The sequence below is a fragment of the Bradyrhizobium canariense genome (assembly GCF_900105125.1).
In the GTDB taxonomy this organism is placed as follows: domain Bacteria; phylum Pseudomonadota; class Alphaproteobacteria; order Rhizobiales; family Xanthobacteraceae; genus Bradyrhizobium; species Bradyrhizobium canariense_A.
The window spans coordinates 6616566-6639793 of the sequence record NZ_LT629750.1; the positions used below are offsets into that span (position 1 = coordinate 6616566).

29 protein-coding genes are annotated in these 23228 nt (G+C 60.0%); 13 read left to right on the forward strand and 16 right to left on the reverse strand.

Features of this window, described 5'->3' with window-relative positions; genetic code table 11:
• The first annotated feature begins 7 nt into the window (after positions 1–7).
• The 3 genes from BLV09_RS31275 to BLV09_RS37535 all read left to right on the forward strand — a co-directional run bounded on the left by BLV09_RS31275 (position 8) and on the right by BLV09_RS37535 (position 2615).
• The gene (locus BLV09_RS31275; protein ID WP_100387480.1) at positions 8–844 is read left to right on the forward strand and encodes an XdhC family protein; all 837 of its coding nucleotides are present in this window, start codon (positions 8–10) and stop codon (positions 842–844) included.
• A 10-nt stretch (positions 845–854) separates the two neighbouring features.
• Entirely contained in the window at positions 855–1361 is a 507-nt protein-coding gene (locus BLV09_RS31280; protein WP_146690149.1) for an SRPBCC family protein, read from the forward strand.
• Positions 1362–2423: 1062 nt separating this feature from the next.
• Positions 2424–2615 carry a hypothetical protein gene (locus tag BLV09_RS37535; protein ID WP_167558937.1) on the forward strand — a complete coding sequence of 64 codons (192 nt, stop codon included), beginning with the start codon at positions 2424–2426 and terminating at the stop codon, positions 2613–2615.
• Positions 2616–2766: 151 nt separating this feature from the next.
• Here BLV09_RS37535 and BLV09_RS31285 read toward each other — a convergent pair whose 3' ends face one another.
• The 6 genes from BLV09_RS31285 to BLV09_RS31310 all read right to left on the reverse strand — a co-directional run bounded on the left by BLV09_RS31285 (position 2767) and on the right by BLV09_RS31310 (position 8135).
• On the reverse strand, positions 2767–3720 hold the full coding sequence (locus BLV09_RS31285) for a ribose-phosphate pyrophosphokinase (protein ID WP_100387481.1): 954 nt from the start codon (positions 3718–3720) through the stop codon (positions 2767–2769).
• Between the two features lie 165 nt (positions 3721–3885).
• On the reverse strand, positions 3886–4518 hold the full coding sequence (locus tag BLV09_RS31290) for a hypothetical protein (protein ID WP_146690150.1): 633 nt from the start codon (positions 4516–4518) through the stop codon (positions 3886–3888).
• Positions 4519–4642: 124 nt separating this feature from the next.
• Positions 4643–5410: a peptidoglycan editing factor PgeF gene (gene pgeF, locus BLV09_RS31295; RefSeq protein ID WP_146690151.1), complete on the reverse strand. Its 768-nt coding sequence runs from the start codon at positions 5408–5410 to the stop codon at positions 4643–4645.
• Complete coding sequence (locus BLV09_RS31300; protein WP_433994454.1) at positions 5407–6474, reverse strand: class I SAM-dependent methyltransferase; 1068 nt, start codon at positions 6472–6474, stop codon at positions 5407–5409. The genes pgeF and BLV09_RS31300 overlap by 4 nt, the downstream gene beginning before the upstream one ends.
• Before the next feature lie 56 nt (positions 6475–6530).
• Entirely contained in the window at positions 6531–7385 is an 855-nt protein-coding gene (lgt, locus tag BLV09_RS31305) for a prolipoprotein diacylglyceryl transferase (protein ID WP_100386083.1), read from the reverse strand.
• 15 nt (positions 7386–7400) lie between these two features.
• On the reverse strand, positions 7401–8135 hold the full coding sequence (locus BLV09_RS31310; RefSeq protein WP_146690153.1) for a dienelactone hydrolase family protein: 735 nt from the start codon (positions 8133–8135) through the stop codon (positions 7401–7403).
• A 171-nt stretch (positions 8136–8306) separates the two neighbouring features.
• Between BLV09_RS31310 and BLV09_RS31315 the strand changes: the two genes are divergently transcribed.
• The 4 genes from BLV09_RS31315 to ychF all read left to right on the forward strand — a co-directional run bounded on the left by BLV09_RS31315 (position 8307) and on the right by ychF (position 11508).
• Entirely contained in the window at positions 8307–8591 is a 285-nt protein-coding gene (locus BLV09_RS31315) for an accessory factor UbiK family protein (protein ID WP_100386085.1), read from the forward strand.
• Positions 8592–8779: 188 nt separating this feature from the next.
• Positions 8780–9511 (forward strand): 50S ribosomal protein L25/general stress protein Ctc, encoded by a 732-nt coding sequence (locus tag BLV09_RS31320; RefSeq protein ID WP_100386086.1) that lies wholly within the window; start codon positions 8780–8782, stop codon positions 9509–9511.
• Positions 9512–9640: 129 nt separating this feature from the next.
• Complete coding sequence (gene pth, locus BLV09_RS31325; protein WP_146690154.1) at positions 9641–10246, forward strand: aminoacyl-tRNA hydrolase; 606 nt, start codon at positions 9641–9643, stop codon at positions 10244–10246.
• Positions 10247–10410: 164 nt separating this feature from the next.
• The gene (gene ychF, locus BLV09_RS31330; protein WP_146690155.1) at positions 10411–11508 is read left to right on the forward strand and encodes a redox-regulated ATPase YchF; all 1098 of its coding nucleotides are present in this window, start codon (positions 10411–10413) and stop codon (positions 11506–11508) included.
• Positions 11509–11641: 133 nt separating this feature from the next.
• Here ychF and BLV09_RS31335 read toward each other — a convergent pair whose 3' ends face one another.
• Positions 11642–11935: a DUF4282 domain-containing protein gene (locus tag BLV09_RS31335; RefSeq protein ID WP_100386089.1), complete on the reverse strand. Its 294-nt coding sequence runs from the start codon at positions 11933–11935 to the stop codon at positions 11642–11644.
• A 212-nt stretch (positions 11936–12147) separates the two neighbouring features.
• On the opposite strand from BLV09_RS31335, the gene BLV09_RS31340 reads away from it, so the two are divergent.
• The 3 genes from BLV09_RS31340 to BLV09_RS37540 all read left to right on the forward strand — a co-directional run bounded on the left by BLV09_RS31340 (position 12148) and on the right by BLV09_RS37540 (position 13440).
• On the forward strand, positions 12148–12615 hold the full coding sequence (locus tag BLV09_RS31340; protein ID WP_146690156.1) for a MaoC family dehydratase: 468 nt from the start codon (positions 12148–12150) through the stop codon (positions 12613–12615).
• Entirely contained in the window at positions 12615–13097 is a 483-nt protein-coding gene (locus tag BLV09_RS31345) for a MaoC family dehydratase (protein WP_100386091.1), read from the forward strand. The genes BLV09_RS31340 and BLV09_RS31345 overlap by 1 nt, the downstream gene beginning before the upstream one ends.
• Before the next feature lie 181 nt (positions 13098–13278).
• A complete protein-coding gene (locus BLV09_RS37540) occupies positions 13279–13440 on the forward strand; it encodes a hypothetical protein (RefSeq protein WP_167558566.1) in 162 nt (53 codons plus the stop codon).
• A 12-nt stretch (positions 13441–13452) separates the two neighbouring features.
• On the opposite strand, the gene BLV09_RS37545 is transcribed toward BLV09_RS37540, so the two are convergent.
• The 6 genes from BLV09_RS37545 to BLV09_RS31370 form a co-directional block, all read right to left on the reverse strand.
• Positions 13453–13590 carry a hypothetical protein gene (locus BLV09_RS37545; RefSeq protein ID WP_167558938.1) on the reverse strand — a complete coding sequence of 46 codons (138 nt, stop codon included), beginning with the start codon at positions 13588–13590 and terminating at the stop codon, positions 13453–13455.
• 198 nt (positions 13591–13788) lie between these two features.
• Positions 13789–14220, reverse strand: a complete 432-nt coding sequence (locus BLV09_RS31350; RefSeq protein WP_100386092.1) for a hypothetical protein — start codon at positions 14218–14220, stop codon at positions 13789–13791.
• 163 nt (positions 14221–14383) lie between these two features.
• Positions 14384–15301, reverse strand: a complete 918-nt coding sequence (locus BLV09_RS31355) for a hypothetical protein (RefSeq protein WP_146690157.1) — start codon at positions 15299–15301, stop codon at positions 14384–14386.
• 160 nt (positions 15302–15461) lie between these two features.
• Positions 15462–15896, reverse strand: coding sequence for a nuclear transport factor 2 family protein (locus BLV09_RS31360; protein ID WP_100387482.1), 435 nt, complete (start codon positions 15894–15896; stop codon positions 15462–15464).
• Positions 15897–16059: 163 nt separating this feature from the next.
• The gene (locus BLV09_RS31365) at positions 16060–16326 is read right to left on the reverse strand and encodes a hypothetical protein (protein ID WP_146690158.1); all 267 of its coding nucleotides are present in this window, start codon (positions 16324–16326) and stop codon (positions 16060–16062) included.
• A gap of 124 nt (positions 16327–16450) precedes the next feature.
• Positions 16451–16906 (reverse strand): nuclear transport factor 2 family protein, encoded by a 456-nt coding sequence (locus BLV09_RS31370; RefSeq protein WP_146690159.1) that lies wholly within the window; start codon positions 16904–16906, stop codon positions 16451–16453.
• A gap of 351 nt (positions 16907–17257) precedes the next feature.
• Here BLV09_RS31370 and BLV09_RS31375 point away from each other — a divergent pair, with 351 nt between their 5' ends.
• The 3 genes from BLV09_RS31375 (at position 17258) to BLV09_RS31385 (ending at position 19013) form a co-directional block, all read left to right on the forward strand.
• Positions 17258–18364, forward strand: coding sequence for an alpha/beta fold hydrolase (locus BLV09_RS31375; protein WP_146690160.1), 1107 nt, complete (start codon positions 17258–17260; stop codon positions 18362–18364).
• Positions 18365–18525: 161 nt separating this feature from the next.
• Entirely contained in the window at positions 18526–18762 is a 237-nt protein-coding gene (locus tag BLV09_RS31380; RefSeq protein WP_100387483.1) for a hypothetical protein, read from the forward strand.
• A 59-nt stretch (positions 18763–18821) separates the two neighbouring features.
• The gene (locus tag BLV09_RS31385; protein ID WP_100386097.1) at positions 18822–19013 is read left to right on the forward strand and encodes a hypothetical protein; all 192 of its coding nucleotides are present in this window, start codon (positions 18822–18824) and stop codon (positions 19011–19013) included.
• 763 nt (positions 19014–19776) lie between these two features.
• Here BLV09_RS31385 and BLV09_RS31390 read toward each other — a convergent pair.
• From BLV09_RS31390 to BLV09_RS31400, 3 genes are all read right to left on the reverse strand, one after another.
• Positions 19777–20540, reverse strand: a protein-coding gene (locus tag BLV09_RS31390) for an IS5 family transposase (RefSeq protein WP_146686312.1) whose coding sequence is annotated in 2 segments (ribosomal slippage) — positions 19777–20202 and positions 20205–20540 — 762 coding nt in all. Because the reading frame shifts where the segments join, the coding sequence is not laid out codon by codon here.
• 142 nt (positions 20541–20682) lie between these two features.
• Entirely contained in the window at positions 20683–22251 is a 1569-nt protein-coding gene (locus BLV09_RS31395; RefSeq protein WP_146690161.1) for a non-canonical purine NTP pyrophosphatase, read from the reverse strand.
• Complete coding sequence (locus BLV09_RS31400; protein WP_146690162.1) at positions 22248–23225, reverse strand: beta-ribofuranosylaminobenzene 5'-phosphate synthase family protein; 978 nt, start codon at positions 23223–23225, stop codon at positions 22248–22250. The genes BLV09_RS31395 and BLV09_RS31400 overlap by 4 nt, the downstream gene beginning before the upstream one ends.
• Between the last annotated feature and the right edge of the window lie 3 nt (positions 23226–23228).

Genomic DNA, 23228 nt, shown 5'->3' on the forward strand with positions numbered 1-23228 from the left:
GCGACCGATGACCGCTCATGTCGAAGTAATGGATCTCGTCGCGCAGATGAAAGCCGCGGAGCAGGCGTTCGTGCTGGCGACCGTGGTGCGCACGGTGTCGGTGACGGCAGCCAAGGCCGGCGCCAAGGCGATCATCCGGCCGGATGGGACGATCGTGGCGGGCTGGATCGGCGGCGGCTGCGCGCGTGGCGCGGTCCTGAAGGCGGCGCGCGAGGCGCTGGCCGATGGCGAACCGCGCATGGTGTCGGTGCAGCCGGAAGACATGCTCGCCGAGCTCGGCGTCAAGGCCGGCGACAATCGCGACGGCATTCGTTTCGCCAGCAACATGTGCCCGAGCAAGGGCACCATGGATATTTTCGTCGAACCGGTGCTGCCGCATCCGTCGCTGATCATCTTTGGCGCGAGCCCGGTCGCGATGTCGCTGGCCGGACAGGCCCGGCAATTGGGGTATCACGTCACGCTTGCCGCTCCCGCTGGCGATCTTTTGGTCGTGCCCGATGCCGACACGCTGGTCGACGGCTATGCACTGGGCGAGCTGCATCAGGCCAGGCGTTTCATCGTGATCTCGACCCAGGGCAAGGGCGACGAGGTCGCGTTGCGGGCGGCGGTCGCGATCGATGCCGCTTATCACGCCTTCGTCGGCAGCCGCCGCAAGATGGTGGCGCTGCGCGAGAAGCTCATCGCCGCTGGCCTCGCCCCGGAGGCGCTCGATCGCGTCAAGGCGCCGGCGGGTCTCGATCTCGGCGCCATCACGCCGGAGGAAATCGCGATGTCGATCCTCGCCGAGATCACCATCGAGCGCCGCCGCGGACAGCGCCTCTCTTCGCAAGCGACCAGCAGTTAGGAATCCAGCAATGCAAATGAACGACAGCCAGAAAATCCCGGCATCCAAGCAAAAGGTGTGGGCGGCGCTCAATGATCCCGAAGTTTTAAAGCAGTGCATTCCCGGCTGTCAGTCGCTCGATATGTCCACGCCCAATGAGATGACCGCAACTGTGGTGTTCAAGGTAGGTCCCGTGAAGGCGACATTCGGCGGCAAGGTGACGCTGTCCGATCTCGACCCGCCGAACAGCTATCGCATCTCGGGCGAGGGGTCCGGCGGCGTTGCCGGTTTTGCCAAAGGCGGTGCGACCGTGCGTCTGGAATCCGAAAGCCCTGAGGTCACGATCCTGCATTACGCGGTCGATGCGCAGATCGGCGGCAAGCTGGCGCAACTCGGGGGACGATTGATCGATTCCACGGCGAGGAAATTGGCCGGCGAGTTCTTTGCCTCGTTCGGGGCGGTGGTGGGCGGGGCTGCAGAGGCTCAAGCGGGAGCGGCGCCCAAGGGTTGGTTCGGCAAGCTGACCGGCGCGGCTTAGCAACCGTCATTGCGAGGAGCGTAAGCGACGAAGCAATCCATACTTCCCTTGCCGCGCGATGGATTACTTCGCTTTGCTCGCAATGACGTGGGGATGCGGCAGCAAACGCAGCCCGGATGAGCGCAGCGCGCTGCTGATCCGGGGCCATCAACTTTGCCATCTTAATCCGAGTACCTTCCGCCACGCCGCTTCGTTGGATCGGAGCGGGTAGCCCGCATGAGCGAAGCGATATGCGGGGACCAAAATAATTTAGCCAATCCTGGATGTCGCTTCGCTCATCCGGGCTACGCTTATTCTCCGGCATAACCCACATCAGAACTTCAGCCCAAGACGGAACCTCTTGGGGTTGAATGTAATATAAAATGTAAGCAATAGTAGCGCGGGGCGATCGGAAGGCTGGAACGAGATTGCGTCTCTGCCTAGCCGCCGTTCTCAAAATGAAACGGAAGCGATTGCCGAAGGAGGTGGCGGAGCGCCGCTCCTCAAACCGTCGGGCAAATTTCTAGCCTTGAGTCCGGAAGAGTTTCAGAATGTAGTCAAGGAAATTGGGGAAGACCCCGATACTGTCTTCCTTGCTGAGACATGGCCTGTCTAGTTCGCGGTAAAACCGTGCGTTCGCGTAGCCCGTGCCTTAAGCGGACTTCGGCGTGGTGAGGTGGGTTGTGCTGGAGGCGTAATCCGCCCTCCCAACTCGTACAAATGCTCGCTTTCACGCTCGCGCGCCCTGTCCAATTTCTTGAACCATTTCAAACTGATTTGCGCCATCCAGTCCTCGCTAAAAAAATATTCCCCTTCTCCGCTGACCCAAATCACTTCTTATCCCTCGCCGTCCCGCCCCAACCAGAGGGGCGTTCGCGATCGTCACGGACGTAGGTGCGGGATGCGGTGGACGCGGGTGGCGCTGCTGACGAGAGCGCAGACTTGCGGACGGCGAAGTCGTGTGGTCCTGACGCCCCGACGCTGGCGTCAAGTTGGTGGAAGCCATTCCGCCGATGACGGTGGCAAACGAGCCCGGTCACCGGGGAGAGCACGAAGGAAACCGTTAAAACCATTGCGCGGGGAATGCCGGGTGTTTTCCGGTGTGACCGTGGTGACTTGCTTGCGTGCTTTTTTATTTTTGCACGCAAGGCTGCGGGCGCATCGAGCGCCCGGCATTCCCTGCGCCCTCATTTTCGGAAGGGCGGAACGTTGATGGCAAAACTCGCGCGAAACCTGCGCGAGATCGCGAAGCTGTGTTCGCTGTTTGAAATGTGAATCTGCACACGCACTAACCCATACGTCGTCCCTGCGAACGCAGGGCCCATAACCACAGGTGTTCGTTTGAGCAGAAGCCGTCAGCCACCGCGCGAAGAATCGAGAGGCCGCAGCGTATGGGGCCCGCTCTCGCGGGGACGACGGTGAGAGATTAGTCGAACAAACTCGACACCGACTCTTCGGCCGCCGTGCGGCCGATCGCTTCCCCGATCAATCCGGCGATCGAGAGCGTGCGGATGTTGGGCGCCTTGATCACGGCCTCGGTCGGCTGGATCGAATCGGTGATCACCAGTTCCTTCAGCCGGGAGCCGATGATGCGGGCCGCGGCCCCGCCCGACAGCACGCCATGGGAGATGTAGGCGTAGACGTCCTTGGCGCCGTTGGCGATCAGCGCGTCGGCGGCGTTCACCAGCGTGCCGCCGGAATCCACCATGTCGTCGACCAGGATGCAGGTATATCCGGCGGCATCGCCGATCACGTTCATGACCTCGGATTCGCCGGCGCGTTCGCGGCGTTTGTCGATGATGGCCAGCGGCGTGTTGATGCGTTTGGCAAGCCCGCGCGCGCGCACCACGCCGCCGACGTCAGGCGATACCACCATGACGTTGGCGAGGTCGAAGCGCTCCTTGATGTCGCGCACCATCACCGGCGAAGCATAGAGATTGTCGGTCGGAATATCGAAGAAGCCCTGGATCTGCCCTGCGTGCAGATCGAGCGTCATGACGCGATCGACACCGGCATGGGTGATCAAGTTGGCCACCAGTTTGGCGGAAATCGGCGAGCGCGAACCGACCTTGCGGTCCTGCCGGGCATAGCCGAAATAGGGGATCACCGCCGTGATGCGGCGCGCGGAGGCCCGGCGCAGCGCATCGGTGATGATCAACAGCTCCATCAGATGGTCGTTGGCCGGGAATGACGTGGACTGGATGATGAAGACGTCGGAGCCGCGGACGTTTTCCTGGATTTCGACGAAGATTTCCATGTCCGCGAAGCGGCGGACGACGGCCTTGGTCAGAGGCACTTTCAGCCAGTTGGCGATTTCCTGCGCCAGTGCCGGATTGGAATTGCCGGCGACCAGCTTGATGGAGCCGTTTTTAGCTGACATCGACGCCTCTCCTCGCGCCTTGTTGGATACGATGTTCAGCATATCGGGATACCCACGGAACCGGCGCCTTCGACGAGCGAGGTGATATCAAGGACGTGGCTCGGCTGGCAACCCATCCCACCGGTTTTCCTGCGTAAAATCGGTAATGGAGGGCTAATTCAGGTCTCAACGGGCGGCGTAGCTAAGGGTGCCGGCGCTGGATTCATCCGAAGATGGCGAGGCCTGCTCCACACCCGCGACCGCGGGGCTGCCTTTGTCGGGGGCGGCGGCGGGCGGCGGCTCATCGGCCGGCGCCGTGCCATTGACCATGGCGCTGAGGCCGCTGAACCCGGCTTGCGCGATTTTCCGCAACACCAGATCGTCGGCCGCGGCCCAGGCATCGCGTCCGGCCTTGCCGGCCGCCTCTTCGCCGCTGAGGCGCAGCGCCCGCTGCTGGTTGGCATCATAGACGTCCCAGACCCATGCGATCATGGTCCGGCCATGGTTGACCTCGGCGGCAAGGTAGCTGCGGACGCGGTACGACGCCTGCCCTTCGCGGGACACGATGGACAGGTTGCGAAGCTTCGATTCGCTGTCCAATACGCCCACCATCCGGTCGAACACCTGCGGCGGCGGCCCGTCGATCGATTCAAAGGCCACGGTTGGCCCGCTGCCGCCGGCCATCGCGTAGGAGTTGTTGATGGCCCCGCTGTTGGCACAACCGCCGAGCGCACAGGCGATCGCCAGAAACGTCGCGGCAATCATCGCGCGCGCCGCCATCCGGTTGGCCCGGGATAGAGTTAATGACGCATCCCTCATGCCCCGAGCGATATCGTTAAAATGCATTAAGGTCTAGGGCAGCGGCATCACAAAGGTTAACCGGGATTAAGGCAACTCCCCCCGGCAACGGAATTTGCTCTGAGTTGACACAGTTGCGCCGAGATCAGGCTTCCAGCGCGATGGCGTGAACATGCCGGCCGTAGTCCGGCTCCTTGCGATGCACCGAGCGGCGGTAGCTGTAGAAGCGCTCGTCGGAATAGGTGTCGATTCCGACATCGTCGATCATCGGGATGCCAGCGTTCTCGAGCCGCATCCGGATGAAGCCGGCAAGGTCGAACATCGAATGACCGTCGCGCATCGACGGAATGAAAAACAGCGCATTTTCGGCGTCAGCTTCGATGAACCGCTCGACGAATTCGCCGCCCACCTCGTAGCTCTGCTGGCGGATCAGGGGGCCGATGGCGGCGATCATGCCGTCACGCTCGGCGCCGAGTTTTTCCATCGCTTCGACAGTGGATTCCAGGATGCCCGACAGCGCGCCCTTCCAGCCGGCATGCGCGGCACCGATCACGCGGGCGTTCGGATCGACCAGCAGGATCGGTCCGCAATCGGCCGCGCTGGCGCCGATCGAAAGCCCCTCGATGCGGGTGACGATGGCGTCGGCGCGCGGTCGCGATGCTGCGCTCCATGGCGCAGTCGCCACCACGACGTCGGGCGAATGGGTCTGATGCACGGTGAGAAAATGCGTGGGCGCAACGCCCATTCGTTCTGCCATCCGGCGGCGATTTTCGGCGACGTGCGCGGGATCGTCCTTCGAGCCGATGCCGGCATTCAGCCCCGCATAGATTCCGCCAGAAACGCCACCTTCACGTGAGAAGAAAGCGTGGCGCAGGCCGGGAACGGCTGAGAGCAGCGGCGAAGTGAGCGTCATTCGGGCTGGTCTTTCTCGGCCGGCTCTTCGTCGGCAAAACCCGCCAGTGAGATGAGGTGGGGCTCCGAAATCGCCAGCACCTTGAACATCGAGCCCATGCCGCCGCGGCCGCCGCCGACCAGCCGTTTCAGCGCGCCCGAGATGTCCTCGGAAACCTCCGGCGTGGCCTTCGCCATCAGGCCGACGGCCCGGGTTTCGATGCCGAGGCGTTTGAGAAAATCTCCCTGCGGCACCGGACCGTGAACGCGCGCGCCCAGATCTTCGGCGGCGCGCACCAGCGCCTGGAAATCGACATGGGCAGTGACATCGGCCTCGCCCGGATTCTGCAACGGATCGGTGAAATGGTGGTGGGCGATGGCTTGAAACGTATCGCCGGCATCGCTGCGCAAATGGCCATAGTCGATGATCAGCGCCGCGCCGTTCTGTTCACGCACGCGGGTTGCGAGCCTCATGATCTCGGCATCGGGCCGCCATTCGAACACCGCGCCGACCGGTGCGGCGCGGACCAGCGGCGGCAGCAGCACCTCGAAGCGCGGGGTCGGCTCAGGCGCGGCGCCGAACACCAGCTTGCCGTGGCTGTCGAGTTCGACCGTGCGCTCGTGCCAGCCTGTCTCGCGCTTCACCATCTGGTGGATCGGCAGCACATCGAAATATTCGTTGGCGAGGATAACCCCGGGACCGTTCGGCACCTCGTCGATGTGCTTGTGCCAGGCCAAGTTGCGCACGTTCGATAGCGTCGCCTTCTGCTTTTCGCGCAGCACCGGATTGATCTCGACGAGGTGGATGCTCAGCGCCTGATACAGCGGCGGCAGCACGCGCAGCGCGCGCAACGCATCCGCCATCATGGTGCCGCGGCCGGGTCCGAGTTCGATCAGCCGGAACACCGACGGCGATCCGATCGCCTTCCAGACCGAGGCGGCCCACAGCCCCAGCAGTTCGCCGAACATCTGGCTGACTTCGGGCGCGGTGGTAAAATCACCTTCGCGCCCGAGCGGATCGCGCGAGACGTAATAGCCATGTTCGGGATGCGTCAGGCACATCTCCATGTACCGCCAGACCGGCATCGGTCCGGACGATGTGATCAGCTTCTTGAGCTCGGACTGCAGCGGTGAAAAATCAGTCACGGCCTGCCTTGATCGGAACCGGGCACGTGCTTCGGAAATTTACCGCGCCATGCCATCACAATAATGATCGCTCCCGCAATAACCATCGGCACCGAGAGCAGCATACCCATGGTCAGTCCGCCCCACAAAAATCCGAGCTGGGGGTCGGGCTCCCTGAAGAACTCGCCGGTGATGCGGGCAAGTGCGTAGAACGTGATGAAGCTGCCGAGGATCAGGCCCGGCCGCTTCAACGCGCCCATACGGATCATCACGGCCAGGATCGTGAACAGCACGATCCCTTCAAGCCCCGCCTCGTAGAGCTGGCTGGGATGGCGCGGCAGCGGCCCGCCATTGGGAAATACCATCGCCCAGGGCAGGCTGGGGTCCGCCGGCCGGCCCCACAGCTCGCTGTTGATGAAGTTGGCGATACGCCCTAGAAATAGCCCGATCGGCCCGACCGCGGTGGTGATATCGCCGAGCGACAGGATCGGGACGTCGTTCTTTCGCGCAAACCAGATCACAGCGGCCACGCAGCCCAGAAAGCCGCCGTGAAACGACATGCCGCCCTTCCACAGTTCGAAAATCTCGGCGGGATTCTGGATGAAGAACGGCAGATTGTAGAACAGCACGTAGCCGGTGCGGCCGCCGAGGATGATTCCAATCGTGACCCACAGGATGAAATCGTCCATCTGCAGCAGCGTGATCGGCGCCGGCCCGCCCCATAATTTGTCGTTCTTGATCAGCGCGCGCGCGTAGATCCATCCCAGCACGATGCCGGCGATATAGGCCAGCGCATACCAGCGGATCGCGAACGGTCCGATCGAAATAGCGATCGGGTTGAAGACCGGAAAGGCGATGGTGAGGAAGGGCATCGAGTCGTCGGAATCTTACGCTGAGAGGTTGCGGCGATAGAGCGCCAGCAGCCGCTCCCAATGCCGTTCCGCCGCGTCGCGATCATACACCGGCCGTTTCGGAAAAGCGAAGCCGTGATGGGTGCCCGGATAAATCTCGACCTCGGCACTGGCGCCTTTCATTCCCTGTCTGACTTTCTCGATGATTTCCATCGGCGCGTAGATATCCGTCTCGGCGCAACCGAAATATAGTTCGGCCTTGGTCTTTTGCGCGGCAAGATGCGGACTATCGGGTTGATCGGTGGCGAGATGCGTTCCGTAGATCGAGGCGGCCGCCTTGACCCGCCCGGGAAAATGGGTCGCGGCGTTAACGGCATATCGGCCGCTCATGCAGTAGCCGACGGTGCCGACAATGTCGGTGCGCGCGGCGGCCTGGCCGTCGGCGTAAGCGAGCAGTGCTTTTGTATCCTCCATCACCAGGGGAATGTCGATCGAGTTCATCAGTTCGAACATGCGCTTGCGTTCGGGTGAATTCGGATCGGGATTGATTGGCCCGAGCTCCATCGCGCCGGAGCGGTAATACATATTGGGCAGCATCACATAATAGCCTGACGTACCAAGCCGCCGGGCCATGTCGCGCAGTTCCTCGCGGATCGCCGGTGCGTCCATGTAAAAGATGATGACGGGAAACGGGCCGCCGCGCTCGGGGTGGGTGATAAAAGTGGTGGTTTTGCCGTCCTTGGTGGGAATGTCGATTTGCTGGTCGATCATGGGCGTTTCTTTATGTTTTGTGATTCTGATTTGACGGTGGGCGTTGAATACGATTGCAAGGAAACTGGAGCATGACAAGGCAAACGGGCGTCACGCCGGCCTTGAACCGGGGCCTCCGGATCGCCATTGTCTCGGCGTAGCGATCAATTTGCAGCGACCGGAGCGTTCCAGATGACCCAGACCAGCAATCGGTTTTTCGATGAGATCGGACGTCTGATGAATGATGCCGCCGGCGCCGCCCAGGGCGTCAAGCGCGAGGTTGATACGGTGGTTCGCAATCAGGCCGAAAAAATCCTGCGCGACCTCGATATCGTCAAGCGTGAGGAATTCGAGGCGGTCAAGGACATGGCGCGGCTGGCGCGCGAGGAAAACGAGGCGCTAAAGACGCGGATCGCCGCGCTGGAGGCCAAGCTCGGGGCTTCGCCGAATGGCGGCAGCATGAAGACGGACGGGTAGGGCGTCTTACCCTCCCCAAGGGAGGGTAAGGAAGGGACGAGAAAATCCCCGCATTTCCTTGTCATTTTCGGACTTTGGGGCTAGAACCCCGGCACGTCCGCAGCCCCCGCACCCCTGGAGGCTTGCTGTGGACCGTAAATGGGCCGCGATGCGGCCTTTAACTTTTTAGAAAACAAGGACTTAAGACAATGGCGACCGTCAAGGAATTGAAGGCGACCGCACGTCCGAAGAGCGGCAAGGGGGCCGCCCGGGCAGAGCGTCGCGCCGGGAAAGTACCCGGAGTGATCTATGGCAACAACCAGCCCCCCGTGACCATCTCGGTCGACGATGCCGAACTGCGCCAGCGCATTCTGGCCGGCCGGTTCCTCACCACGATTTACGACATCGATCTGGAGGGCAAGAAGCACCGCGTGATACCGCGCGACTTCCATCTCGATCCCGTGCGCGATTTTCCGATCCATGTTGATTTCATGCGGCTCGGCGAAGGCGCCACCATCCGCGTCAGCGTGCCCCTACACATCCAGAACGCGGAAGCCGCTCCCGGCGTGAAGCGCGGCGGTACCGTCAACATCGTCACCCATACCCTCGATCTGGAATGCTCGGTCGATAACATTCCGCAATTCGTCGAAGCTGACGTCAGCACCCTGGAGATCAGCCACTCGCTGCATCTGTCCGATATCAAGCTGCCGGCCGGCGTGAAGGCGCTGTCGCGCGAAGATGCGACGCTGGTGACCATTGTACCGCCGTCGGGTTACGCCGAAGAGCAGAAGGCTGCGGCCGCCGCCGCGGCTGCCGGTCCCGCTGCTGCGGCACCCGGTGCTGCTCCGGCCGCAGGCGCGGCTGCCGCTGCACCTGCCGCGGGCGCTGCTCCCGCAGCGGGCGCCAAGGCGCCCGCCGGTGGTGGCGACAAGAAGAAGTAAAGCGCATGATCCGCCAAAGTGTGAGCGGTTTGGCGAAAGATCATGTGCCAATTCATAAGTTGGCGCGCGATCGGACGCAAAACCGGCGACCACTTTTGCTGATCGCGCGCTAGCGCGGGATGCCGCGTCATGCTGCTCTTTGTCGGTCTCGGCAATCCCGGCGCGAAATACGCGCATAACCGGCACAATATCGGCTTCATGGCCGTTGATGAGATCGCGCGGCGTCATGGTTTCGCACCATGGCGCCGTCGTTTTCAGGGCGAGACCGCCGAAGGCACGCTTGATGGCGAGCGGGTGGTGCTGCTCCGCCCCACGACCTTCATGAACGAGTCGGGGCACGCGGTGCAGGAAGCGGCAAGCTTCTTCAAGCTCGGCATCAGCGAGATCACCGTGTTTCAGGATGAGCTCGAACTGCCGCCGGGCAAGGTGCGCATCAAGATCGGCGGCGGCATCGCCGGCCACAACGGTCTGCGTTCGATCTCGGCCCATATCGGCAATGATTATCGCCGGGTCCGGCTCGGGATCGGTCATCCCGGCGTCAAGGAATTGGTGCACGGCCATGTGCTGTCAGATTTCGCCAAGAGCGACCGTCCCTGGGTCGAGGCGCTCTGCGAAGCGGTTGCCGACAACGCCGGATTGCTGGTGACGGCTCGCGATTCGACCTTCCAGAACAAGGTCCATCTGGCGATGCAGGCGAAGGGATTTTTCGACAAGGAAGACGAAGGCAAGGAATAAGCACGTCTCGTCATATCCGGACTTGATCCGGCGATCCATCCGTCGAGAAAGATGGATGAGCGGGACGCTAGATGGGAAGACGGCGCTTCGCGCCTGATGTCCGCGTAAGATAGCCATAGATCAACTCGCTCGTACGTGATCGCGCGAAGGACCGGAAAAGCACGATGGGATTCAAATGCGGTATCGTCGGATTGCCCAACGTCGGCAAATCGACCCTGTTCAATGCGCTGACCGAGACAGCGGCCGCCCAGGCGGCGAATTATCCGTTCTGCACCATCGAGCCGAATGTGGGCGAGGTCGCGGTGCCTGATATCAGGCTCGACAAGCTCTCCGCGACTGCAAAGTCGGCGCAGATCATCCCGACGCGGCTGACCTTTGTCGATATCGCGGGCCTAGTGCGCGGCGCCTCGAAGGGCGAGGGCCTCGGCAATCAGTTTCTCGCCACCATCCGCGAGGTCGATGCGGTAGCCCATGTGGTGCGCTGCTTTGAGGATTCCGACATCACCCATGTCGAAGGCAAGATCGCGCCCTTGGCCGACATCGAAACCATCGAGACCGAACTGATGCTCGCCGATCTCGACAGCCTGGAAAAGCGTGTCGACAATCTGACCAAGAAGGCCAAGGGCAACGACAAGGACGCCAAGGAGCAGCTCGACCTCGTCAACCGTGCGCTGGTGCTGTTGCGCGACGGCAAGCCGGCGCGGTTTCTCGACCGCAAGCCGGAAGAAGAGCGCGCCTTTAGCATGCTCGGCTTGCTGACCTCGAAGCCGGTGCTCTACGTCTGCAATGTCGAGGAAAGTGCTGCCAAGGATGGCAACAGTTTTTCAAAACAGGTGTTCGAACACGCCAAGAAAGAGGGCGCGGTCGCGGTCGCGATATCGGCCAAGATCGAATCCGAGATCGCGACATTGTCGCGCGAGGAGCGCGCCGAGTTTCTCGATACGCTGGGCCTGGAGGAAGCCGGCCTCGATCGCCTGATCCGCGCCGGCTATCAATTGCTCGATCTCATCACCTATTTCACCGTCGGCCCCAAGGAAGCGCGGGCCTGGACCATCAACCGCGGCACCAAGGCGCCGGCCGCTGCCGGGGTGATCCACACCGATTTCGAAAAGGGCTTCATTCGCGCTGAAACCATCGCCTACGCCGATTACGTCGCGCTCGGTGGCGAAGCGGGCGCGCGCGATGCCGGCAAGTTGCGGCTGGAAGGCAAGGAATATGTCGTCGCCGATGGCGATGTCATGCATTTCAGGTTCAATACCTGATACGCGCTTTGCGGACAGGTCCGGCGTCAATCACCGTCATTGCGGGGAGCGGAGCGACCCGGTCTTCGTCGCGATCCTCGATCGCTTCGCTTGCGCCCGCAGTGATGCGGAAGCGATCGGTCGCGCATCTGCCTTAATGCCCCTGTCCCTGGTCGCGGATCGCACCGAGATGCTCGTTGATGCGAAACACGATCAGCACAAATTCCGCGACGATGCGCGAAAAGATGATGCCGACGATCACGCTGGCGATCGAGTAAAGCAGCACGATAAATCCGCCGAACGGGCTGATCGCCATCATCGCCAGGCCCGAGAAAATTCCGGAGATGCCAAACAGCACGATCAGTGCGATGACCAGCCAGTAGAAGGTCTTGATGATCGTCGGCGTGATGAAACGATCCCACTGGAACAGGTCCTGAAAATCAAACATCGTTCGTTCTCCCCCCGGAAAGTCGAATATGATTCGCGTCTAATCTGGCTCCTGACGGCACAGGGCCTAGCTCCGAATGCTGCTGCGGGCAAGTCAGGTGCGAGCACCGAAAGGCGGTGCGTGCCCGCAGAGGGCAAGCCGTGCCCATGGGCGGCTTGAGATTGCCGCAAATAGCGGCCACAATCGGGCCTCCATCCAGCCGTCCCCAACCCATGACGCTCACCTTCGAAGATTTTAAGCCCGGTCATCTCGGCACGTTCGGGCCGCGCCATGTCACGCGCGAGGAGATGCTCGCGTTTGCTGCCGAGTTCGATCCGCAGCCGATGCATCTCGACGAGGAGGCTGCGAAGCACTCGATGCTGAAGGGCTTGTCCGGTTCGGGCTGGCATCTCGGTTCGGTCATGATGCGGATGATGTTTGATGGCTTTATCGGCCGCACCGCGTCGCTGGGATCGCCCGGAATCAATGAATTGCGCTGGCTGGCGCCGTTTCGGCCCGGAGACGATCTGACGCTCGATGTCGATGTGACAGAGGCGCGGGTGTCCCGCAGCCGGCCCGAGACCGGCATCGTGACCTTCAAAGGTGTCATCCGCAACGCAGCCGGTCAGGCATTATGCGAGATGGTCTCGCCGATCATCGTGAGGCGGCGCGCGGTGGCCGCGTCGGAGCAATCGGCCTGATGCGTTTCTTCGAGGACATTGCGATCGGACAACGGCGTGAACTGGGGTCGTTTACCTTCACCGCCGAGTTGATCAAGAAGTTTGCCGCGCAGTTCGATCCGCAGCCCTTTCATCTCGATGAAGAGGCTGGACGCCGATCGCTGTTCGGCGGGTTGGCGGCGTCGGGCTGGCACGTTGGATCGGTCTACATGAAGCTGCTGGTGGCCGACGGCCAGCGTCAGGCAAAGGAAGCGGCTGCGCGCGGCGAGAAGGTTGCGGTCTGGGGACCGTCGCCGGGGTTTCGTGAACTGCGTTGGATCAAGCCGGTGCTGGCGGGCGATACCATCAGCTATGCCAGCGAGATCGAGTCGCTGCGGTCGTCGGAGAAGCGCCCCGAATGGGGCATCGTGCAGGGCCGCAACAGCGGGACCAATCAGCGTGGCGAGCTGGTGTTCTCGCTGCTGGCAACCGCCTTTGTGCCGCGGCGGAATAGCGGCGCCTGAAGCAGGCGACCATCAGTGATGCGCGGTAAAAGCAATCTGCAACATGGTTACCGGATTGCTAGGGTTACCGGATCGCCTTTTCATTGTCCTTGAAGATTTTGCGGAACGATTTTTTTGCTAACGCATTTTGAACTTTGTGCCTGCCATAGTCGGAAACGTGTGGGGACGGCACAGGGGAACGATGATGGTGGACCACGGCAGCTTGAAATTTGTCGGCTTTATCTTTGCAACCGTCACGCTGGCGGTGATGCTGACCACCGGCATGGTGGTGAAGGGCTACGCCGACGGTGCCTATTCGCTGGAAGCCGCGCCGAGCGCGAGCGAAGAAGTCACCCTTCGCTAACCATACGTCGCGTTAGCGGCTCCAGACCAGAGCCAGAATAACGACGGCGAGAACCAGCAATCCGACGAACCGGATCATGATGGTGCCCATCCTGGGCGTCGAATCCCGCAACGGGATCGGGTCGGCATTGTCAGGCCTTATGGTTTTCATCGAGATTTATCCCCCCAACGGGTCCTGCAGCCCGATCTTGCAGCCTGATCTCTTGCCGCGCGCTGCTGTCAGGCCTTGGTCGCGGCTTGGGCCGGATAAGTTCAAATCGGTGTCATCGCGTTTTCAAAGGCGCCTCCAAAACAAAACCGCCGCCTCCCGGAGGGAAACGGCGGTCGTCGAGAACTTAAGACGGAGGGATCAGCTGTTGCGCAGCCCTTCCGCGGTGCGCTTCCACTGCATCACATTATCGGAGATCATCCGCGTCGATTTCATCGCGGCCTGGCTAAGCTGGGCGTAGCCGGAAATCTCGCGCTGTACCCGCTGGCCTTCGGCGTGCAGCAGCTCACGCAGGCTTTCGAGTTCAGAAATCAGATTTTCGATTTCCGACAGCGACGTGCCGGCGACGCGTTGGATCAGCGAGTTGACGTTATTGACGGTCGCTTCATGTGTCGGCTCGAGCACCGTCTGCTCCGGCGTGCTCACCATGCCCGGCGCCGGGCGACGCAGATAGGCGATGTCATTGCGCACGAAATCCCGGATGCCGGCTTCGACTTCCGAAACCGCGGCGAGATTGAGATTGCTGTCCTCTTCAGTTGATTCAACTTTCTCAGGACGGGTGGTCGCATTCATCGGCTATTCCCCTGTTTCGCTTTGAGCGAGCGCGGATGTCCCCCGCACGACGAAGATTCTAGAAGATTCTAAGTGGGGCCATCTGGGCTGTCGATTTTGACCGCATCGGGGCCAATATGCGGCAATGCTCGATCTTTCGCGAGGCACGCTGCGTGCGCCGCTGCTACCAGCTTTGCTTGTATCCGGCGGTAAGACTTTTATTGGCCGCGCCGAGCGGGGTTTCGCCGATCGAGCCGGTCACGCTGACGCCGCCGAACAATTTCTGCTCGGCGCCGATCTTGCGCAGCCATTTGTCATCGGTCGATGACAGCGACTGGCCGGCGGTAAAGCTGGTGCCGGTCTCGGCGATGCTCAATTTCGCCGATTGTTCGGTTTCATAGTTCCGGATCGGACGTCCGATGATGGCGCCTCCGGGCACGACACCCTGCTCGACGACGTTGTAACCGTTCTCCAGCGTAAGCGAGTATTGCTCGTTCAGAGGCAGCGATTTGCTTAACGACGTGCCGAGCTTGCTTTGGTCCTCCGCGGGATCGACCCGCGCTTCGACCGCGGTCTTGTCCCAGATTGAACCAACACCGGGCGCCGTGATCGTTGCCCATGCCGTGCCGGAAGATTGCGGCAGGCTGCCGCCGTTGGCGAGCTTCTCCGATAATAGCTGCGATTCCGTCAGCGTCTGCGGCTGTCGCGTGACGGTCATATCGGCGCCGACCTGCGTGTTCAGAAAACTCGACAGCGACTCCTTGACCGAAACGGCCGATGAGCCATTCGGATTGTCGTTCGATGACCATGACATGTCGGTGCCGGTCGAGGCCTGTGACGCCGGTCGTCCCTTCGATGCCGGGTGGATGGTCAGCGTGGACGCATCGACATTGAGCTGGCTCCAGTCCAGCTTGTCGACGTCGATGTCCTTCATATCGTCGTCATTGGCATCCACGCCCGGACCCACCGCTTCCGCCGCGGCGGCGTCGGGTTCGGCTGTGGAGGGGACGGTCTGGGCGGCCGCCGATAGCGCCCACACCAGGCTGAAGCCGGCCACAACAACAGGCAGCCTCGTCCAGCCGTATCGTATCGTGGAAGTCATAAACCCCAGCCCTGATCCGGCTCACATGCCGAATGAGTTCAAGATGCGTTTGCTGTGGTACAAAATTGTGGCGAATGAGGCCAGCTAGGATTCACGTCATCGCGATCGGGCGCAGCGGTGATTCGATCCACGCTTTCCTCCGGATCGCTTCGCCGCGATCTCAGGACGCCATCCGCGGCAGATGGATCGGACGCCCGAGCGCCTGCTCCACCAGATCGAACGTGTCGATGAGAACCCGGATGCTGGAGAGCCGGCCGGCCTTGAATTGCGCGAACTGAGCCAGCCGCAGGCTGATTGGTTTGTTCGAGTCGAGCGCGGTCAATGAATAGCGCATCATCGATGCCGCCGAGTCGACGCCGAGCAGGATCTGTTCGCGATCGAAGCGGTGAACGCGGACGCTGTCGGCGATCCGCTTAATGACATCGAGCACGGACGCCTTGCCGTGGCGTGCGCCTAGAAAAGGAAACATGTCGATCGGGCCATAAATCGACCAGTCCACATCCTCGTCGATCAAGGCCTCGAGGTCCGCGTACTGGCGTTCGTTGATCGCGCGATGCAACGCGCGTGAAAAACGCCAGAGACTATGCTCTGTCATGATGCAATATTCCTGAACCTGATTTGGAAAGAAGCAAACGGCTGTGACGCGCGTCATTTGCGACGCCGTGCCCGGATGCTGCACTTCATTGTTGAGGCGTCACATAAGGGCCATTAACTAAAATGCAATCTGCAATTTTGCATTGCACAAATGCGAGCGAAATTTAGCTGTCGTGCCGGCGCGTTGACTCGCGCTCGATAGCGATTTTGGTGTCGCGAAACGCCATCACGCCGAACAACGTCGCGCCACCTAACCCGCCGATCACCGCGCCGAGCGGCATAAAGGTGAAGAACACCAGCATGCCGCTATAGCCTTTCAAATCGCTGGTTTTGAAGATTTCGGTCCAGGCGAGGCCCGCGCCGATACCGAGGGCTGCTCCACCCAACGCTCCCAGCACCAGACCCAGCAGCGCCAGCAACGCGATTTTCATAACTGCATTTTCTACGGGTGCCTGCGGACCTCATGGTTAGTCGCGGCAGGCGCAGCAAGGTTCAACGCGGCGCGAAATAAATCGCGCGAAATAAATCGATGGGCCGGGCGGCGTCGCGATCAGCTCATCGCTGCATGGTGTCGCGCACGCTCGCTGCGAATGAATCCGTCAGGTCCTGACCGAGCAATTGCTGGACGAAATCGAATGTATCGAAGAACGAGCGGTGGATGAAGATGCGCCCGCCGCGCATCGTAAAGAATTCCGCCGTCTCGAGAAGAACCATGCGGTCGTCGTTACGCTTGCGCAGACTCAGGAGCTGCATGGTCGCAACCTTGTCGCCTTCAGCGGCGATGAATTTGACCTCGCACTTCCGGCTGGAATAACGCGCCTGCTGGGTGCGGATCGCTTCCCCGACCCAGGCCCGCCCGTACTTCTGTCCGAGATGCGGAAACAGATCGATCGGCGCATGGGTGACGCTGTCGAGTTCCTCGTCGCAGTACTCTGTCGCTGCTTCGATGTCGCCGGAATAGAATGCATCGAGAAAATTCAGCACGCTTTGCCGGTGAGGATTTTCGACCATTTCGCTCTCCGCCAGCCTCTTGCCCGACTCGCAGTGGCCATTCTGAATGGAATTGCCAAGGGATCAATTGGCAAAACGATGTAGTTTTGTGTCTGCGCGGAGGTGCAACCGATACGTGTACCCGCGATAGCTGTTGATGTCCGCCTTGACTTCGGGGCGAGACCTCCAAACAGCAGACGTTGGTGCGCCGGCGAAAACCGCAAGCCGCCCATTTTATTCCACTCATTATGTCCAGCAAATCTTCCGATCGCGGCATGGCAGGCGCTTCACAGCTATCGCGTGGGCCCGTATCGTCGAAGCGAGGAGGGCGCCCGTCAAAGACCCTCCACGACATTGATGATGGGGAGAACCATGAAACGCATCGCGCCTCTCGTTGCCGCCGGTCTTTTGCTGTCGCTGCCGGCCGCGGCGCATACGCCGCAGCAGCCGCCACACCAGCTCTACAACGAAGGCGATCTCAAGCTGGAGAGCGGCGAGGCGATCAAGGATTTCTCGATTTCCTACGTCACCCACGGCACGCTCAATGCAAACAAATCCAACGCCATTTTGATGGTGACGGCGATCTCCGGCAATCACCACCGGCTCGACTTCATGATCGGGCCGGGCAAGGCGCTCGACCCCGACAAATATTTCATTATCTGCACCGACGCGATCGCCAACGGGCTGACGACTTCGCCGAGCAATTCCAAGCTGCAGCCGCGCATGCAATTTCCGAAATTCGTGATCCGCGACATGGTGGAATCGCAATACCGGCTGCTCAGGGAAAAATTCGGCATCGACCACGTCGTGGCGGTGATCGGCCCGTCGATGGGCGGCATGCAGACCCTGCAATGGGGCGTCAGCCATCCCGACTACATGGATGCGCTGGTCGCGATCGTGCCGCTGTCGAAGACGCCGGGCTGGACCGTCGCGGTGCTGGAAGCTTCGCGTAAGGCGATCATGGAAGACGCCGCCTGGAAGGACGGCAATTACGACACGCCGCCGGAGAAGGGCGTGCGGCTGTGGCGCGATATTCTCAACCTGCTGGCCGCGCGCACGCCGGACATGTACTCGGCCCAGTTCAAGAACGGCATGGATGCGCTGCCCTGGATGGCCGAGCAGGAGAGCGCCGCGATGAAAGCGTTCGACGCCAACGACTGGATCTATCAGACCTGGGCCTATGAGCGGCACGACGTCGGCACCACGCCTGGCTTCAACGGCGACACCGCGAAGGCGCTGGCCTCGATCAAGGCGAAGACGCTGATCCTGACCGGCACCAAGGATCTGCTCAACCCGGAATTCGAGCCAAAGGAAGCGGCGAAGAACATCGCCGACGTCAAGCTGATGACGATCAACCCCGGCACCGTGGCCGGCCACGCCTCGGCCGGCGGGTTCAATCCGGCGGACGTGGAATTTCTCAACCGCGAGGCGGGGGCGTTTCTCGATGGCGTGACCGACGGCGGCAGGAAGCTGAACTGAGGCTCCAGACGTGAGGTTTTCCCTCGCTACTGCGATCGTATTTGCGGTCTTGAACAGTGTCAGACCATCCTTACGTCCTAGGGGAAGGAACCGGATCGCGGATGCGCGATTATCCCGACAGGTCGCATTTGGAAAGCCGTCTTAAAGAGGATTTTATCGCCATGAAAACGATCGCCACCTTGCTCGCCGTCGCCGCGCTGACGTTGGCCGCGAATTCGGCCGATGCCAAGGGATGCATCAAGGGCGCCGTGGTCGGCGGCGTCGCCGGCCACTATGCCGGGCATCACGGTTTTCTCGGCGCCGCCGCCGGATGCCTCTACGGCCGCCATCACGCCAAGGAGCAGGAGCGGCAACAGCAGGGCCAGGGTCAGCCGCCCGCCGGGCAGGAGAAGATGTAAGGCACGACGTTTTCGGAGCGCTACCCGCGTTTTTCCTCGTCGAGTAACGGAGACGAACGATGACAAGATCGTCGATGAAGTCAATCAGGCCCGTTCCGCAGGATAACCAGTGTCACAAGGGCCCCGGCAGCGCGCCCAGCGTCCCGCTCGACACCACCAAGGGCCATCGCGACGACGAGAAACACAACATTCGCGAACAGGCCGCGCACGGCAATCTGACGCAGAACACCAGCCACAGGCGGTCGGGGTAAGTGCGCGGCACCCCACGCCGTCATTCCCCGATGCGCGATTGCGCATCTGAGGGTGCGTTAAAAGCGCGAGCCCGGAATCCATAACCACGACGGCGACCAGGGATTCCGGGCCTGCGCCGGCGCGGCCGTCTATCCCTACGTGCGCATTGGACGTCCTTCGCCTACCAACTTCACATTTCAAACAGCCACATCGCTCTGAGATACGGCTTCACGATCTCGCAGCGGAGTGCGCCCGAGTTGTGCATGCATCTCTTGCCCCGAAAACAGAGGGCGCAGGAAACGCCGGGTGCCCGCTGCACCCGCAGCCCGTGTGCGAAGTGTAGGTAGCACACGGTAGTCACCACAGGTTCACCGGAACACCCGGCATTCCCTGCGCAATGGTTTTAACGGCTTATTCCGCGCTCTCCCCGGTGACGAATTCGTCTTGTCACCGTCACCGACGGATTAAGGGTTGTCGCATCCCGGTTGGGCCGACTTACCCTCCGCCAATTTGACACCAGCAACGGGTGCCAGGACCACACGGCTTCACCGTCCGCGTACGCGCCGTTCGTCCGCGCGCTATTGATCGCTCACGGGTCGTCAGACCCGCCCCGCAATCACCTCGCGCGCCCGACGCTGCCGCGTCCACCGCATCCTGTGCCCAACGTCCGTGACGATCGCGACACGCCCCTCCTGCGGGACAGGACGGCGCGGCTTATGGATATGATTTGGGTCAGGTGGAAACGAAAATATTTTTGAAAGAGGGGCTAGGTGGTGTGGACACTTATCGCATCCATAAGATGATGGCTGCGAGAGTGATGACGGCAAGGTAATTTCGAGCGGTCTTTTCGAAGCGGGTGGCGACGCGGCGGAATTGCTTGAGCTTGGAGAAGCAGCATTCGACAAGATGGCGCTGGGCATAGAGATGTTTGTCGAGCGGATATTTGAGCGCGCGTGACGGGTTGTTGGGGATGACGGCGAGCGCTCCCTTGGCGGCGATGGCTTCGCGCAAATGATCGGCGTCATAGGCTGTATCGGCCATAACGATCTCGGCGGGCAATCCCTCGATCAATGCGGCGGCTTGCGGTGCATCGCCCTTCTGACCTGCGGTAAGCGTGAAGCGCACCGGACATCCCAGGCCGCGAACGGCCAGATGTATCTTGGTGCTCAGGCCGCCGCGCGAGCGGCCAAGCGCCTGATCTTCAGACCCCCTTTTTTCGCCCCGGCAGCGTGCTGATGCGCCCGGACGACGGTGGAATCGACGATCAGATATTCGAAATCCGGGTCGTCGGACATCGCCTCGAAGATCCGCCACCAAACACCCTTGATGCTCCATCGACTGAAGCGCCGGAACACGCTGTTCCAATCCCCGAACGCTTCCGGAAGATCACGCCAGGGAGAGCCCGTCCGCACGATCCACAGCACACCTTCCACGAACATCCGGTTGTCGCGCCCGGTGGAGCCTTTCTGGTCAGGCCGACCTATAATCAGAGGCGCCATCCGCTCCCAAGCCGCATCGCTCAAAACCAACCGATCCATCACACCCAAGGCCGCCTCCCAAAAAGAAGCCTTGAATCTGATTTGCTCCTAAAAGGGAATCCTTAGAGTCCACACCACCTAGACAGGCGAATCAGCGGCTTGGGCCCTTCTCGGATCGCTTTGTCGTGGAGCCAGCGATGATTTTCTGGTGCTAGCCAGTCAGTAAATCCAGCAGGCGCAATAAACTGAGAGATCTATTTGTAGGCTGATATCTGAGCCGTTCACCTTTCTGTTCGAGGCGACTCGCAAACTCTGGAACTGCCTTCAAGGCGCGATTAGTATTGTACTTTCGAACAGGTGATCCAAGCTTAGCTGTTAATTCGGCGATTTCCTCGCAGGTTGCCGCGATGCCAATTGTCAAAAGGGCTTTCAAACTTCTGTGCAATTCGCTTAGCGATTTGCTTGATTGAAGTCGTAGCTTCTCGGGAGCTCCTGAAATTAAATCTAGGGCCTCTTCAATTTTCTTACTGTATTGGTTGCGTGTTCCGTCATTTATAATTGTGATTTCGGCAATGTCGTTGGCAATCCGTAGAGTTCCAAATTCCTTTTGTTTTTCATCTTCTCGCGAAAAAGCTCTCATGTCGGTGAGAGTGCTGTCGCGCGCGCGACGAATGTGTCGCTCGAATCTTATTCGTTGGTCCGCGTCTATCAATACGATGCGTGCAGCTGGAAACCTACGTTTTAAGAAGAGTAACTCTTCGGGCGTTCTTAGACCAGAGACAACACTCAGCCTAGAATCGTCCTTGTCAATATAGTCTGCAATTCTGCGGGCCACCGAGTCCCAGCCGACTTCACCTAGAAAGTCTAGAGCCTCGTCTGAGTTGCTCGGAATTACTCCAACTTCCTCGGCTATGCCACGAAGTACAGTACTGGCTTCGTATACCCTCACGGATTCATAGTTTGCCATATAGTCGCTAAAAGTCGTTTTTCCCGAGCACCTAGCTCCCACCACAAGGACTACGGTTCGAGATGGCTCCGGGATGAGCGATAACTGTCCGGGTTGTAGATCCACAGATCTGCGTGTCGTATAAAAGTTAGGTCGTAAATTTATTGCGGCATTAAAGTGCTCCAGCGCGGCGAGAAGTTCCTTTAAGGCCTTTGCACGAAAGTCGTAATCCAGAGACTCTTCAAATTCCATCTCGCCAAGGCGTTTTGTTGAACCGTCTGGAATGATCCAGCCATTGAAGGTTTCAGGAGTTAGCCACGGATATTGAACCGACCCTTGAAATGAGGGGGGCGTGCTTGCAATTTTGCCGATTGTCTCTCCATGAAACAATACAGGAGATTGAAGTGTCGGCATGTAGAGAGCTATGTCCGAATTGACCTTAGCCCTACGGTCATTTCCTGCATCCCGCAGTTGTCTATCCACGGCGTCAAAGGTTGCCTGTGAGAACCATTCCTTCACGGCTGGACCCGGAAAATCGCCAGTAGCGCTTAACGCCTCAATCCTCACCGACGTGTCTTCAACAAAGAATATCGAACGGACACCAAACTCGGCCTTGACTTGTTCGATGGCCTGATTGAGTAGGCCGACGGTTCCTAATTGGTACTCTTCGTCGTATGGCTCTTTTTTCCCTCGAAAATGTTTCAATTCGTAGCCGTGCCTCATGAATAATAAGCGAGCCTGAAGAAGCTTCTCAGTGTTCGAAGTATAGAAAAACACATTCAGAATGCGATCGTACTCGAATGCATTTCCGTAGTGAGGGCGAGGGCGTTTCATGCTGCTTCAACCTCGAAGCCCGAATTGCAACCGGAAAACACGCCCAAGAATTTACTGCCGGTCAGTCGAGCCAAATTTTCCAATGCTTCCCGACTTTCGGAGTCGCGTCTGTCGAAGATGCAGTATATCAGCGGACCTAGACTGCTCAGACCGGACGCAATTCGGGGAAGCGACTGAAACCTTCGAAAGGTATCAATGGTTTTTTCCGTTTGCGCGCGCAGTTCTTCGCGTTTTAGGCCTGTCGAATGGACTCTTTCCAAAGCGCCTTTCATTAAGCTGAGATTAGCCGTCGCAAACGCTGGAATAACTCCATGATATACGGCTGACATCGTAAGTAGAACTTGATCGCTAGGCAGGGGAGTTTTTTCTTTAAAGAAAGATGCTTCTTTTTCGCCGAAAAATGTTGGGTTGTCAGGCAAGACCAATCCAACGGTCCAATGATCTGGGAAGGACCATCGCGCTATCAATGGCGGAAGTTCGGTCGCGCTGGCTGTACTTGACGGGACAAAGATCAAGTTGTCTGTCGTAGCGTGTCCGCCGTCCCACACTACACCGCCGCAGAAGAATAGATTGATTCCGATGCCGGAGGCGCCCCCTCTACCAGACATTTGTTGAATTTCGGCGTCAGAAAGGCTGAGATCCTTTAGTCTGTTGATGGCAGCGATTAATGAGAGCAAAAGAGAAGTTTTCGTCCCCAGACCTACATGCTGCGGCGGGCTGCGCTCTAGCGTCGCCGAAAAACCTTTTACGGTCATTGCTTTTAGGTCGTTTACGACTCTTTCAATGTCGTTGAGCGCGAGGTGGTCTAGATGCGAAATGCCGTTCAATCGGATATTTTTCGCGTCTTCGATGCACCAGCTCGTGCAGGGGCCGGATATGGAAAATCCCACCCCGCAAAAACTTCGATCGGATACGCCTGCGAGGTCAACCAGACCAGTATGAATTCGCGGCCGCGCATGAACTCGAAGGCGCATTTC